Source organism: Tardiphaga sp. 768_D3_N2_1 (assembly GCF_052076105.1).
Taxonomy (GTDB): Bacteria; Pseudomonadota; Alphaproteobacteria; order Rhizobiales; family Xanthobacteraceae; genus Tardiphaga.
The window spans coordinates 4,937,492-4,951,100 of the sequence record NZ_CP197245.1 but is presented as its reverse complement, the minus strand read 5'-3'; the positions used below and the strand labels follow the sequence as shown (position 1 = coordinate 4,951,100).

Here is a 13,609-nt window from a genome sequence, read left to right as displayed (position 1 = left end):
ATATTTCAACGTAATTTGGAGAACCGCATGAGGATGAGATCAGCTTTCGCCGTGCTTGTTGCGGCCTTTGCTTTTGCGGGGGCGGTCGCCGCCGAGGAGCCGATTCGCGGTGGCACGATGCGGATCGTGATGACGGCGGATATCCGCACGCTCGACGCCTCGCGCAGCGACAATCTCACCGATCACGTCCTCAACCATATCTATGAGCAGCTTGTCGCACACCGAAACGACATGACCATCGGCCCCGCGGCGGCCGAGAGCTGGGATGTCTCGCCGGACGGCAGGACCTACAGCTTCAAGCTGCGTGAAAACATGGTCTATCACAACGGCGACAGAGTGAAGGCCGCCGACGTCAAGTGGCTGTGGGAGCGCCGCATGGCGGCTCCCAAGTCGGGGGCACCGTGGGTGTGTGCCGCGAGCTTCGATGGCTCGCGGGGCATGAAGGTCGAGTCGGTGGAAGCGCCGGACGACGGCACCGTCGTGTTTACTCTCGACAAGCCGAATACGCTGTTTCTGGTGCGGCTCGCCGACATCGTCTGCAATTTCTGGATCGCCAGCCCGAGGAATGTCGATGCCGACGGCAACTGGATCGCCAATTCGGCCATCGGCTCCGGGTCGTTCAAGCTGAAGGAGTGGCGCAAGGAGCAATATGTCTCGCTGGAGCGCTTTGTGGACTATGTCCCGTCGAAGCAGAAGCGCGATGGCTTCGGCGGCGACCGCACCAGCTATTTCGACGAGGTCCGTTTCGTCGTCATTCCCGACAAGACAGCGGCGGAAACCGCGCTGCTCGCCGGACAGGTCGATATCGTCACCTATCTGCAGGTCTCGCGCATCGAGGAGATGAAGAAGCGCGGCGCCATCGTGAAGACCGCGCCGGGCCTGTCGCTGTCGGCGATCCTGATCCAGACCTCCGATCCCCTGATGTCGAACGTCAAGATTCGCCGCGCTCTGGCGCATGCGATCGACTTCAAGGAAATGGCCGAAACCAAACTGCTCGGGCTCACCGAGTTCAATCCGTCGGGTGTCGCGGAATCCTCGGCCTATTTCGACAAGTCGTTCCAGGCCTGGCCGAAATACGATCCGGAAGCCGCGAAGAAGCTGCTGAAGGAGGCCGGCTATAAGGGCGAGCCGATCAAGATGCAGACCAACAAGCGCTATATCGGCATGTATGAGAATGCCGTTGTGGTGCAGGCCATGCTCAACGCCGCCGGCTTCAACGTGCAGCTCGACGTGATCGACTGGGCCGCTCAGCTCGAGAACTGGATGAGCGGCAAGTTCCAGCTGCAGTCCTTCGGCTATTCCTCCCGCGCCGACCCGATGCTGATGTATGGCACCATCATCGGCAACAAGGCCAAGGCGCCGACCTCGCAATGGGACGATGCGGAGGCGCAGGCGCTTTATCTCAAGGCGCTCACGACCACCAGCTTCGACGAGCGCAAGGCGCTCCTGAAGCAGCTCCATGCCAAGATGGCGGAGGAAGTGCCGATCCTCGGCCTTTATTATTATCCCGTGATCGAGGCGGTCTCGCCGAAACTCGTGAATTACGAGTCGTGGCCGCTCGAAAAACCGCGCGCCTGGGGTGTGTGGAAGAAGCCGTAACGCCCCGCAGCGTTACGGCCAACTTGAAGACCCGGAGCCAGCGACGGCTCCGGGTTTTTTCGTACTCCGCCCTCATGGTGAGGAGCGCGCTCTTGCGCGCGTCTCGAACCATGGATGTCAGACGCCGGCGTCTGCGGCCATCCTTCGAGACGCGGTCGAAGACGACCGCTCCTCAGGATGAGGACAGAGCTCCAACGTGAGCTTTACGAAACTCCGTCATGGCCGGGCTTGTCCCGGCCATCCACGTCTTACTTGCTCAAGGCCAAGGCGTGGATGCCCGGGACAAGCCCGGGCATGACGAAGATGGGGGTGGAGCTAGATAGCCGTCGCCACCGCCGCTCCCTCAAACCTCCGGTCCAGCAGCATCGCCGCATTCAGCAGCCGCTTCGTATAATCATGCTGCGGGCGATCGAAGATATCGTCGCGGCTGCCGACTTCGACGATCCGCCCGTTCTGCATGACGGCGACACGATCCGCGACCTGTTCCACGGCGCCGAGATCATGCGAGACGAACAAACATGCAAACCCGTAGCGGTCCTGCAGATCGCGGATCAGTTTCAGGATCTGCTTCTGCACGGTCATGTCGAGCGCCGAGACCGGCTCGTCGGCAACCACGAAGGCGGGACGCCTTGCGATAGCGCGGGCGATGGCCACGCGCTGGCGCTGGCCGCCGGAGAGCTGATGCGGCAGCCGGCGAAGGAAGTCTTTGGGGAGGCCGACCTCGTCCAACACCTCGCGCACGCGTTTGTCGCGCGCCTTGCCGTCCATCGTGGTGTCAAGGCGCAGTGGTTCGCCGACGATATCGCCGATGCGCTGGCGCGGATCGAGCGACGAATAGGGGTCCTGGAAAATGATCTGCATTTCCTCGCGCTGCAGCCGCGCCGCGCGGCCGCGCCAGGTCATGATCTGTCCGCCGCGGAAGGCGATGTTGCCCGAGGTCGGCGTGATCAGGCCGACAGTGGCGCGCCCGAGCGTGGTCTTGCCGGAGCCGGAGCCGCCGACCAGCGCCAGCGTCTCGCCCTCGCCGATGGTGAGATCGACGCCGTCGACGGCGCGCTTGGCCTCGGTGCGGCCGAACAGGCGCGGGCGTCCCGCATAGTCGATCACGACATCGCGCAGTTCGACCAGCGGCTTGACCGTGCGGGCGCTGCGCAGTCCGCCGGCGCTTCGCCGCGGCAGCGCGTCGACCAGACGCTGCGTGTAGTCGTGCTGCGGCGACGACAGCACCTCATAGCTGCGGCCCTGTTCGACGATCCGGCCTTTCAGCATCACCGCGACGTCGCGCACATAATGCGAAACCATCCCGAGATCGTGGCTGATCAGCAGCACCGCGGTGCCGTTCTCCTGCGTCAGTTCCACCATCAGGTCGAGCACGTCACGCTGCACCAGCGTATCGAGCGCCGTGGTCGGCTCGTCCGCGATCAAGAGATCCGGCTTCAGCAGCATCACCGAGGCCAGCATGATGCGCTGGCGCATGCCGCCGGAAAATTCATGCGGATAGGCGTCGAGGCAATGAACCGGATTGGGAATGCTGACGCGTTTCAGCATCGTGAGGCAGCGGTCGCGGATCTCGCCTGATGACAGCCGGCGATGATGCAGTTTGAGGCCTTCCGCCATCTGGCGGCCGATGGTCATCGACGGGTTGAGCGACACCATCGGCTCCTGGAACACCATGCCGATATGCGCGCCGCGGATTTTGCGCAGCGCCGGCGGCGCGATGCCGACGAGTTCAGTGTGGCGAAACCTGATGCTGCTGCCGGGTGCGGCGATCAATGGCGTCGGCAATAGGCCGAGCACGGCGCGCGCGGCCATGGTCTTGCCGGACCCGCTTTCGCCGACCAGCGCCAGCATGCTGCCGGGCATGATGGAGAAGCTGGCATCGTCGACGAGTCTGTTGCCGCCGGGGCCGACGGTCACCGTCAGATGCTCGGCTGATATCACGGGCTGCGATGGATCATGTGTCATTTTCATCGCATCACGCCTGCATTTTCGGGTCGAGCCAGTCGCGCAGCGCGTCGCCCAGCATATTGATGCCGAGCAACGTCAGCGAGATGCACAGGCCCGGCAGGATGAGCAGATACGGCGCCTGGGTGATGAACGGCCGGCCCGAGGCCAGCATGTTGCCCCAGCTCGGCGCCGGCGGCGGTACGCCGAGGCCGAGAAAGCTCAGCGCGCTCTCCGACAGGATCACCCATCCGAACATGGTGGTGGCGAGCACGGTGATCGGCGCCATGCAGTTCGGCAGCACATGGCGCACCATGGTCACCAGTTCCGAATTGCCCATCACCCGCGACGCCTCGATATACTCGCGCTCGCGCACCGACAGCACGCTGGCGCGGGCGACGCGCACCACCGCCGGCATATAGGCGACGCTGAGCGCGAGGATCAGCGCTTCGCGGCTCGCGCCGGAGATGGCCATGATGAACAGCGCCAGCAGCAGGCCGGGAAAGGCCAGCAGCGAGTCGTTGAGGATCATCAGGATGCGATCGGTCCAGCCGCGCAGGAAGCCGGCAACGATGCCGAACAGGAGGCCGAGCGAGACGGCGATGGCAACGGTTGCAAGGGCGATCCATCCGGTGGTGCGCGCGCCATAGATCAGGCGGCTCAGTACATCGCGGCCGAATTCGTCGGCGCCGAACAGGTGCGATGCGGAAGGCGCTTTCAGAACGGCGCGCAGATTGAGCTTGAGCGGATCATAGGGCGCCAGCATCGGCCCGAAGATGGCGAGCAGGGCCAGCAGCAGGACGAGGCCGCCGCCGATCAGCAGATTGGCGCGGCCGCGCGTGAGGCGGGGGAGATAGCGCATCATTGGGCGATCTTCATTGGGCGATCTTGGGATCGAACAGCGGATACAGCATGTCGACCACCAGATTGACGATGACATAGATGACGCTGATGAACAGGATGCAGCCCTGCACCACCGGATAGTCGCGGGCATAGATCGCCTCGACCAGCAGGCGGCCGAGGCCGGGAATGGTGAACACCGTCTCGGTGATGGCGATGCCGCCGAGCAATCCGCCGAGGATCAGGCCGATCAGCGTCCAGGTCGGCGCAAAGGCGTTGCGGAAGGCATGGCGCCACATCACCTCGGATTCCGACAGGCCCTTGGCGCGGGCATGGGTGATGTATTCGAGCCGCGACACTTCGATGGTTGAGGCGCGCGCCATGCGCACGATCGGGCCGAGCTCGACCATGATCAGCGTCAGCACCGGCATGAAGATGAACAGCACGCCCTGGCGAAAGTTTTCGCCGAGCGACACATAGCCGATGACGGGAAACCATTCGAGCCACATGCCGAATACCAGCAGGATCATCAGGCCGAGCCAGAAGCTCGGGATCGACAGCAAGAGAGTCGACAGCGCGACGGTGCCGTAGTCGGCGAACGAGCCCTGTTTCCATGCCGCGAACATGCCGGCCGGCACCGCGATGAGCGCGGCAAACACCACGGCTGTAACGACGATGGTCGCGGACACCGCGAAGCGATCCAGCATCAGCGGCAACACGTGTTCGTCTGACGAGATCGACTTGCCGAAGTCGCCGGAGAAGATATGGCCGAGCCAGGTCAGATACTGCGACGGCAGCGAACCGGACAGGCCCATCTCCCGGCGCAGCGCCTCGACCTGTTCGGGCGTTGCGAGATCGCCGAGCATCACCGAGGCGGGATCGCCGGGGATCAGCCGCATGGCAAAGAAGATCGCTGCCGATACGATGATCAGTGTCGGCACCGCCTGCAGCAGACGTCCGAGCAGGAAGCGGCCCATCACGCGGCCTTTCGGTTATCGTGTGAGCGCATCGCGGATCGCATGCGCGGCGGCGACGGCCTCGCGGGCACGCGGCACGCTGGTGACGTCGGGCCAGGTCGAGAGCTTGACGAAAGCGAATTCGGATTCGGGATCGATATAGATCAATTGCCCGAAGATGCCGCGCGCCAGCATGGCGCGGCCTTTCGGGTCCTCGATCCACCATTTGTTGTGATAGGCGCCCTCGGGCAGCGTCTCGCGGAAGAAGCCCTGGAAGATCTCGGTATTGCCGTTGTTGCGGGTCTCGTCGATCCACGTCTTCGGAATGACCTGGCGGTCATTGGCGCGGCCGCCATTGATGATCATCTGCGCGAAGCGGCCATAGTCGCGCAGGCTGGCGCAGAAGCCGCCATCGGCCAGCGCGAAGCCGCCGTGATCGACAGTGAAATAGCCGTCCTCCTGCGCGCCCATCGGCGCCCATAATTCGCGGCTCACCAGTTCGGAGAGCGAGGTTGCGGTGGCGCGTTCGAGGATGAAGCCGAGCACGTCGGTCTCGATGGAGCGATACTGGAACAGCGATCCGTGCGGGCGGTCTTGTTCGGTGAGCGTCAGGATCAGTTCCCACATGGTGCGCGGCCAGTCCGGCTGGTCGTTGACGCGCCAGCCGCAGGCATAGCCGAGCTTCACCATATGCGAGCCGGGCGTGGTGTAGGATTCGTCGAACACGACGCCGGTGGTCATGTCGAGCACATGCTGCACGGTGGCGCCGCTATAGGCCGTGCGCGCAAGCTCCGGCAGATACTGCGTCACCGGCGCGGTGGGATCGAGCACGCCGCGATCGGTGAGGATGCCGGCCACCATGCCGACCATGGATTTCGCCATCGACATCGACAGGTGTTGGCTGTGCGGCTTCATATCGTTGAAGTAGCGTTCATAGACGATGGCGCCGCGATGCAGCACCAGCATGCCGTCGGTGGCGTTGTCTGCGAGGAAGCGGTCGAAACTCAGCTCGCGGCCATCGAAGGTAAAGGCGACATCGTCCAGCGTCTGAAGATTCTCGCGCATCGGCATCACCGGGCCCGGGCCGCGCCAGACCTGCGCGGTCGGCGTCATCTCGCGGATATGCTGGAAGGTCCAGCGATGCATCGGCGCCCGGCTCCAGCCGGAGCGCGGCAGCAGCGGACCGCCGGGATTGAGCGGGTCGCGGTAGGGTGGCCGTTGAAACAGGTCGGTCAGTGTCGTCATCCCCATGCAGCGGCCGCCGCGCCGCGCGCGATGAGCCATTGTTAGACCGCACGAGGGTAACGTCATCAAGATGGCTCGGAAGATGCCAATGAGGGGCATGGTGGTGCACCGGGCGCACCGTGCTAGACTGCCATCTTGCCGCAGCCCTGCCGACTTGCCTCTGCGCATACCGGCATGTCTCTTGCTTCGCTGAATGTTTGTCTCACTGGCACGATCCGCCTGGCGGTCGCGCCGCCAACCGAATGTGGATGGATGATGAAGCCGGTCTCCGGTCCAGGCCCCAATCCTGTCGTGATGGACGATAGCGGAGCTGCGCCGGCCCCGGCGCTGAACCCGCCGTCGCGCAAGTCGATCCCGCCTTTCGAGGCGCTGCGTGCCTTCGATGCGGTGGCCCGGCTCGGCGGCGTGCGCCGTGCGGCGCAGAGTCTCGGGCGCGATCACGCGGTGATCAGCCGGCATTTGCGCACGCTGGAATCATGGACCGGCACCAAGCTGATCGACCGGACGTCGTCGAGCATTTCGCTGACCGACGATGGCGTGCGCTATCACCGGCATATTGCGGCGGCGATGGATGCCATCGCCGATGCCACCATCGACCTGATGCGGCGCGGCGACAATCATCGCCTGCTGATCTGGTGCGCGCCGGGTTTCGCGCTGCATTGGATGTCGCGCAAGATCGGATTGTTCGAGAAAGCCAATCGCGACGTCGAGATCGAGCTGCGCCCTACCGATCGCCGGCCGGATTTCGCTTCGCACGAGACGGATATCGATATCCGCTTCGAGTCGGTCTATGGCAATCCGCTGCAGCTCGCCCCCGGCCTGCGCTGCACCGAGGCGGCGCGGGTGCCGATCGTCGCGGTGGCGAGCCCGGCCTACCTTGCCTCTATGCCGGCAATCGAGACGCCGCGTGATCTGCTCAGCCAGCGCCTGCTGCATGAAGAGGATTTCGACAGCTGGGCGCACTGGCTGGCGGCCCATGGCATCTATGACGAGCTCGATCTTGGCGGTCCTCGCCTGTGGCAGGGCCACATGACGCTGGACGCTGCGGTCCACGGCCGCGGCGTTGCGCTGTCCAACCATATGGTGGTCGCGCATGAGCTGGAATCCGGCCGCCTCGTCGAGATCGGAAAGGACAATGCGAGCTTTCAGCCTTATTCCGACGGCATCTATTACTTCATCACCCGCGCGGACCGCTGGGACGCGCCGCTGATCCGGCGCTATCGCAACTGGCTGATCGAGACCATCGCGAAGGACTGGCCCGAGCTGAGCGTCGCCGCACAGGCGAAGCGGAGCAAAGTGGGGTAGGCGAGTGTCGTCCCCGCGAAGGCGGGGACCCATAGCCATTGTCGATATGGTTCAAACAGCAGAGCTACGACTGCGTTGCTTTCACTGATCCCGCAGCGTGTATGGGTCCCCGCCTTCGCGGGGACGACAGCCGTGAGAGCCGCTTACTTCAGCGCTTTCACCACCGCATTGAAGAAATCATTGTCCAGAATCGGCGCGTTCAGCGTTGTCGGTTTTGAGCGTGCGCTCAGCACCACGCAGATCACGCGCTGTTTTGGATTGATGTACAGCATCTGGCCGAAAATGCCGCGCGCCACGAAGGCGCCGTCATCGAGCGTGCCGTCGGGCGCCGGAACGATCCACCACATGTAACCGTAATCGACGCGCTGGCCGTTGATCTGTCTGGAGGCCCCGGCCTCGCGGACCCAGCCTTCCGGCAGCACGCGTTCACCGTCGATCACGCCGTCATCGAGAATGAACCGGCCGAAGCGGGCATAGTCGCGCATGGTGGCGAACATGCCGCTGCCGGCAACCTCAAGTCCACCCGGCGCTTCCAGCCACCAGGCGCCGTCCTGCTCCATGCCGAGCTTCGACCAGATCTTCTCCGAGAGATAATCGCTCAGCCATTTGCCGGTGGCGGCCTTCACCAGCGCGCCGACCACATGGGTGTCGCCGGTCGAATAGGTCCATTGTGTGCCGGGCGCCGCGGCGCGCGGACGCTCGGCCATATAGCGCATGACGGCGCCGGGCTCCTGTCCGACCTGCAATGCCAGCATCGCGCGGCGCTCGGAATTCGCGTCGGTCTGGTCGTCGCTCCAGCGCAGGCCCGAGGTCATCTGCATCAGCGTCTTCACGCTGACGCCCTCGAAAGCGGTGCCGGAAAATTCGGGAAGATATCTGGTCAGCGAGTCGTCGACGCTCTGGATATAGCCGTCCTGGATGGCGGCGCCCACCAGCGTGGTGCTGAAGGATTTCGCCATCGACATCGACAGCCAGCGCATGGCGGCATTGATGCCGAGGTCGTAATGTTCGAGCAGGACCTCGTCATTCTTCATCACCAGAATGCCGGCGACGCGATTGCGCGAGACATAGTCGTAGATGTCGAATCTGCCGGCCGTGGAGACGATCGGAAAGTCAGGCAGGCCGCGCTTCGCATAAGTCAGCGGCCGCACCGGCGCGCCAGCCTTGATGATGCGCGTCGCGAAATTCATCTCGGGCGTGACGAAGGTCCGCAGATGATCGATAGGCATCGATCGGCCGGCATAGGAATTGATGATCGCGTCGGTTGCGGTCTGGTTTGCGGTCTTGGGGCTCGTCGCGGAAGCCTGACGAATGGTGCTGTTGGCTTCGCCTGCACCCGGCGCCATATCTGTCACAGTCAACGGTCTGTCCTGCATCTTCGGCGCGTCGATGCGCCCAAGGTTTTCGCTAGGATTTTACTATGGCAGGGCAGAGGGGCTGTCGAGGGTGCCAAGGTTGAATCGCGCGGTGCGCCGGGATCACCGGCGCATCACGTTGATTAAGGTCAAACCGGTCCGGTGTCCTGATGCGACAATCAGCGAACCGCCGTCGTGTTCGAACTGGTGAGCGCGGTCGGCTGGCCGGCCTTGATGACGCGGGCCGTCTGGGTGCCGTCGCTGGTGCCCGTGCGGGCGGCGATGCCGAAACCTGCAACCGCGATGCCGGCAACGAGGGCGACAACGACGATCTTCAGATGCGTGCTGCGGTCTGCGCTGTGGATCGAGTGGTTCATGGCGGCCTCCTGCCGTCTACGCGGCTACCTGTCACATAGAGGTGTAGTCCCGGCCGGTTTCCAGCCGATGGCGTCCGTGTGGAAAATTGTTCCGTGGGTGCAGAGATTTGTTTCGTCGCGTAACCGGATACGCACGGATGCGGCGGTTTTGGTCGTTTGGCGGTATTTACGTCACACGTATCGTTCGACGCCGGGGAATCCCGACCCACGCTTGTCATTCCGGGGCAGGACGGACCGCGAAGCGGCCGGACTGAACCCGGAATCCCGGAATGTTTTGCGCTGAACAGGTCGGGATTCCGGGTTCGTCTGCGCGAAGGCGCGCAGCCGCCCCGGAATGACGAGTGTATGGCCATGCTGACCTCTCCGCGTCGTCCCCGCGCAGGCGGGGACCCATAACCACGGTGAGCGTGATTGAAGCCGCAGAGCCACAACGACAACGCTCTCACCAGTTCTTCAGCGTGTATGGGTCCCCGCCTGCGCGGGGACGACAGCGGAGAGGTCCGGGTCAAACATTTTTTCCTATCTCCCATTGACGCCATCCCTATAAGGATTATTATCCCCATCGTCCTGCCCCACTGAGAGGGGCGAGCGCGATCGTCACGTTCGCGGGGCTGGATGCGGTGGACGCCGGAGATGCGGCGTTACGCGGTTCATGGGTGACGTCTGTCTTCGGGCAGGACGGATCTGCGCCAGCACTGCCACTGGCAAGGAGACGGCCGACCTTGAGATGGAAAGATCCCTGGACAGTGTGACGGACGACCAAATCGAAATGCGTCCGGCCTAAGTGCTTGAGGCTCCCTTCCCATCGCCTTGGGACTTTAATTCGGTGATCGGATCGTTCGCTGAGGCAAAGTGCAAGCAAGTCGAAAAAAACACCGCAGGCGGAACGTCGGGCACTTGCTCGGCGCGTCCGAAAGTCCTGATGCACACTCACTTGCGGAAGACCGCATTCGCATCAGGCCCAAGGGTGCAACGGGCACCTGGCGTTCCGCACGCCCTCTCACAAGGGGGCGGGAAGGAATGCTCACAACTCGGACGCGAAAGCGCCGCGAGAATGCGAAGGTGTGTTTTTACTTTACTGAAGCAGGGGCCGCCAACTCACTTAGGTTAGGTAAGTACTACTGCTTGTTATTGCGGAGAGCGGATTTAAAACGCCCTCGACAAGGTCATGGGCAGACGAGGATCATATGATCATCAAGCCCAACGCATCGTGGCATAGCCGCTCGACTCTCAGCAGGTTGGCGCACATCCTCGAACGGACTGGCCTCGCTTTGCTTGGGGCTGCCTGCGGGTTGTTCGTTGCCGAGGTCGGCCGCTTCATCGACTTCATTGGTTCGGGTGAAGTCGTGTTCGCCATGATCATTTACGGGGCTACCGGTTTCTATCTCGGGATCGATCTGCCTCAGGTCCCTGCCGATTACCGCATGCATCTGCCACTATGGCGCGGCCTGGGCACCAGCGCGGATATGGTGGAGCTGCTCACTGCGGCCGGTACTTTCATCACATCGGTGACGGCGATCACGTCAGTCTCCAGTATCATTCTGGGTGAAACCATGGGCCCGAGGACGGCTGGCATCATCTGTCTGAGCTGGGCCATCGGCGCCACCATGCAGATCGCTGCCGGTATCATCGCGCGAATAGAGTTAGGTCGTGCCGTGAAAATGGCGAAGCTCGCACTCTTCTCTCGGTGAAGGGGCAGGCCAATCCCGGCTGACGGAGGTCGAACATGCCGCTCTATATGTATCAGGCGGCCTACACGCCGGAATCATGGGCCGCGCAAATGAAGAATCCGCAGAACCGCGTTGAATCCGTCGGACGGCAGACGACGGAGGTCGTCGGAGGAACATTGATCGGTGGCTGGTACTGCCTCGGCGAATATGACGTGATGCTGATTGCCGATGTGCCGGATATCGAGAGCATGGCGGCCATAGCCGTCGCGATTGCAGCGGGCGGCGCCATCAAGTCCAGCCAGACGACTGCATTGATGACCGGGGCAGAACTTGTGACGGCGCTGCAGAAATCGGCGTCCGTCATCAGGGGGTACAAGCCCGCCCGATAGACATCCGTGGCTTCGATCGCTCGCTATCGTCCCGGCGTCGCATTCACCAAAGCGAGTATCTCTGCGCCGTAATGCTCCAGCTTCTTGTCGCCGATCCCCGGGATTTCGCGGAGCTGGCTGAGCGTGGTGGGATGTTCGCTGGCGATGCCATCGATGGTGGCGTCGTGCAGCACCACATAGGCCGGGACGTTGCGCTTCTTCGCGACTTCCGAACGCCAGGCGCGCAGCACGGCGAGCAGATCGGGATTGGCGTTGTCGCTGCGCGGTGCCGCGAGATCGCCGCGACGGGATTTGCTGCGCGGGGCACGGCCGCTACCGCCGGTTTCCTCGCGAAACATCAGCTCGATCTCGCCCTTGAGCACACCGCGGGCGTTCTCGGTGAGCTTCAGCGCGTTGAAACTATCTGCATCCGCATAGAGAAAGCCGCGCGCCACGAGCTGGCGCATCACCGCACGCCACTGCTTCTCCGAGAGTTCACCGCCGATGCCGAATACCGAGAGCTTGTCGTGGCCGAACTGCTTGACCTTGTCGGTGAGGCGCCCGATCAGCACGTCCACCAGATGCATGGCGCCGAATTTCTGTCCGGTGCGATAGGTACAGGACAGTAGTTTCTGCGCGGCGACGCTGCCGTTCCAGACCTTTGGCGGTGAGAGACAATTGTCGCAATTGCCGCAGCGCGTGCCGGTGGCTTCCTCACCGAAATAGCCCAGCAGTCGCGTGCGCCGGCAATCAACGGTTTCGGCGAGGCCGACCAGCGCATCGAGCTTGCCGATGGAGACGCGCTTGAAGGTTTCGGAGCCGGTGGACTCGTCGATCATGCGACGCTGCTGCACGATGTCCTGCAGACCATAGGCCATCCACGCATTCGACGGTTTGCCGTCGCGTCCGGCGCGTCCAGTCTCCTGATAATAGGCCTCGACGCTTTTCGGCAGATCGAGATGGCAGACGAAGCGCACGTCAGGCTTGTCGATGCCCATGCCGAAGGCGACGGTGGCGACGATCACCACGCCGTCTTCATTGATGAAGCGGTCCTGATTGGTCTCGCGGGTGCGCGCATCGAGCCCGGCATGATAGGGCAGTGCGAGAATGCCGGCCTTGTTCAGGGCCGCAGCGGTGTCCTCGACCTTGGCGCGCGACAGGCAATAGACCACGCCGGCCTCGCCCGAATGCCGGTCGCTAATGAAAGCCTGCAGCTGTTTCTGCGCGTTGGTCTTGTCGACGATTTCGTATTTGATGTTGGGCCTGTCGAAACTCGCCACGAAATTCGGTGCGTCGTCGAGGCCCAGTCGCTGCACGATCTCCTGCCGGGTCAGATCGTCGGCAGTGGCGGTCAGCGCGATGCGCGGAATATTCGGGAAACGTTCGGCGATGACCGAGAGGCCGATATATTCGGGGCGGAAATCGTGGCCCCATTGCGAAACGCAATGGGCTTCATCGATGGCGAACAGGGCAATGCTGGCGCGGCCGAGCATCGAGAGGCAGCGCGGCGTCACCAGCCGTTCCGGGGCGATATAGAGAAGGTCCAGCTCGCCGGCGAGCAATTGCCGCTCAACTTCGTTGGCTTCGTCCCATGACAAAGTAGAGTTCAGGACCGCCGCCTTGACGCCGGCTTCGAGCAGGCCCGCAACCTGGTCGCGCATCAGCGCGATCAGGGGCGATACGACGATGCCGCAGCCCGGGCGCAGCAGGGATGGCAACTGGTAACACAGGGACTTGCCGCCGCCGGTCGGCATCAGTACGAGGCAATTGCCGCCATCGGTCACGTGGCGGACAATGTCCTCCTGCGCACCGCGAAAACCCGGCAGGCCGAACACCGAATGCAGTACGGACAGTGCCGTCGGCATGCTCTCGGAACGGCGAATCGCTGCGGGGGACGTCATCATGTCTGCACGTCTAACCCTGATTCGGCTGTCGTGCATCCCGGCGTGC

Annotated in this window: 11 protein-coding genes; 4 read left to right on the top strand and 7 right to left on the bottom strand. The window is 63.2% G+C overall.

What is annotated here, in order from left to right; translation table 11 throughout:
* The first annotated feature begins 27 nt into the window (after window positions 1-27).
* Window positions 28-1,599, top strand: a complete 1,572-nt coding sequence (locus tag AB8A27_RS23175) for an ABC transporter substrate-binding protein (protein WP_441243930.1) — start codon at window positions 28-30, stop codon at window positions 1,597-1,599.
* 315 nt (window positions 1,600-1,914) lie between these two features.
* Here the strand turns inward: AB8A27_RS23175 and AB8A27_RS23170 are convergent, their stop codons facing one another.
* The 4 genes from AB8A27_RS23170 to AB8A27_RS23155 are packed head-to-tail and all read right to left on the bottom strand — an operon-like array spanning window position 1,915 to window position 6,590.
* Entirely contained in the window at window positions 1,915-3,564 is a 1,650-nt protein-coding gene (locus tag AB8A27_RS23170; protein ID WP_441244996.1) for a dipeptide ABC transporter ATP-binding protein, read from the bottom strand.
* 10 nt (window positions 3,565-3,574) lie between these two features.
* Window positions 3,575-4,405 carry an ABC transporter permease gene (locus AB8A27_RS23165; protein ID WP_441244995.1) on the bottom strand — a complete coding sequence of 277 codons (831 nt, stop codon included), beginning with the start codon at window positions 4,403-4,405 and terminating at the stop codon, window positions 3,575-3,577.
* Window positions 4,406-4,418: 13 nt separating this feature from the next.
* Complete coding sequence (locus tag AB8A27_RS23160) at window positions 4,419-5,360, bottom strand: ABC transporter permease (RefSeq protein WP_441244994.1); 942 nt, start codon at window positions 5,358-5,360, stop codon at window positions 4,419-4,421.
* A gap of 15 nt (window positions 5,361-5,375) precedes the next feature.
* Window positions 5,376-6,590, bottom strand: a complete 1,215-nt coding sequence (locus AB8A27_RS23155) for a serine hydrolase domain-containing protein (RefSeq protein WP_441243929.1) — start codon at window positions 6,588-6,590, stop codon at window positions 5,376-5,378.
* 168 nt (window positions 6,591-6,758) lie between these two features.
* Between AB8A27_RS23155 and AB8A27_RS23150 the strand changes: the two genes are divergently transcribed.
* Window positions 6,759-7,889: a LysR substrate-binding domain-containing protein gene (locus tag AB8A27_RS23150; RefSeq protein WP_441243928.1), complete on the top strand. Its 1,131-nt coding sequence runs from the start codon at window positions 6,759-6,761 to the stop codon at window positions 7,887-7,889.
* 143 nt (window positions 7,890-8,032) lie between these two features.
* On the opposite strand, the gene AB8A27_RS23145 is transcribed toward AB8A27_RS23150, so the two are convergent.
* Both AB8A27_RS23145 and AB8A27_RS23140 read right to left on the bottom strand, forming a co-directional pair.
* Window positions 8,033-9,244, bottom strand: a complete 1,212-nt coding sequence (locus tag AB8A27_RS23145; protein ID WP_441244993.1) for a serine hydrolase domain-containing protein — start codon at window positions 9,242-9,244, stop codon at window positions 8,033-8,035.
* A gap of 179 nt (window positions 9,245-9,423) precedes the next feature.
* Entirely contained in the window at window positions 9,424-9,621 is a 198-nt protein-coding gene (locus AB8A27_RS23140) for a hypothetical protein (RefSeq protein ID WP_089263559.1), read from the bottom strand.
* 1,187 nt (window positions 9,622-10,808) lie between these two features.
* Here AB8A27_RS23140 and AB8A27_RS23135 point away from each other — a divergent pair.
* Together AB8A27_RS23135 and AB8A27_RS23130 are read left to right on the top strand one after the other, a co-directional pair.
* Window positions 10,809-11,312 carry a hypothetical protein gene (locus tag AB8A27_RS23135; RefSeq protein WP_441243927.1) on the top strand — a complete coding sequence of 168 codons (504 nt, stop codon included), beginning with the start codon at window positions 10,809-10,811 and terminating at the stop codon, window positions 11,310-11,312.
* 35 nt (window positions 11,313-11,347) lie between these two features.
* Window positions 11,348-11,680, top strand: coding sequence for a GYD domain-containing protein (locus AB8A27_RS23130; protein ID WP_092148735.1), 333 nt, complete (start codon window positions 11,348-11,350; stop codon window positions 11,678-11,680).
* Between the two features lie 23 nt (window positions 11,681-11,703).
* On the opposite strand, the gene recQ is transcribed toward AB8A27_RS23130, so the two are convergent.
* The gene (gene recQ / locus AB8A27_RS23125) at window positions 11,704-13,560 is read right to left on the bottom strand and encodes a DNA helicase RecQ (RefSeq protein ID WP_441244992.1); all 1,857 of its coding nucleotides are present in this window, start codon (window positions 13,558-13,560) and stop codon (window positions 11,704-11,706) included.
* Window positions 13,561-13,609 lie beyond the last annotated feature (49 nt).

Bases quoted from the DNA above. Each gene is read 5' to 3' on its own strand.
- AB8A27_RS23175 (WP_441243930.1), top strand. From the start codon at position 28: ATGAGGATGAGATCAGCTTTCGCCGTGCTTGTTGCGGCCTTTGCTTTT.
- AB8A27_RS23170 (WP_441244996.1), bottom strand. From the start codon at position 3,564: ATGACACATGATCCATCGCAGCCCGTGATATCAGCCGAGCATCTGACG.
- AB8A27_RS23165 (WP_441244995.1), bottom strand. From the start codon at position 4,405: ATGCGCTATCTCCCCCGCCTCACGCGCGGCCGCGCCAATCTGCTGATC.
- AB8A27_RS23160 (WP_441244994.1), bottom strand. From the start codon at position 5,360: ATGGGCCGCTTCCTGCTCGGACGTCTGCTGCAGGCGGTGCCGACACTG.
- AB8A27_RS23155 (WP_441243929.1), bottom strand. From the start codon at position 6,590: ATGGGGATGACGACACTGACCGACCTGTTTCAACGGCCACCCTACCGC.
- AB8A27_RS23150 (WP_441243928.1), top strand. From the start codon at position 6,759: ATGTCTCTTGCTTCGCTGAATGTTTGTCTCACTGGCACGATCCGCCTG.
- AB8A27_RS23140 (WP_089263559.1), bottom strand. From the start codon at position 9,621: ATGAACCACTCGATCCACAGCGCAGACCGCAGCACGCATCTGAAGATC.
- AB8A27_RS23135 (WP_441243927.1), top strand. From the start codon at position 10,809: ATGATCATCAAGCCCAACGCATCGTGGCATAGCCGCTCGACTCTCAGC.
- AB8A27_RS23130 (WP_092148735.1), top strand. From the start codon at position 11,348: ATGCCGCTCTATATGTATCAGGCGGCCTACACGCCGGAATCATGGGCC.
- recQ (WP_441244992.1), bottom strand. From the start codon at position 13,560: ATGACGTCCCCCGCAGCGATTCGCCGTTCCGAGAGCATGCCGACGGCA.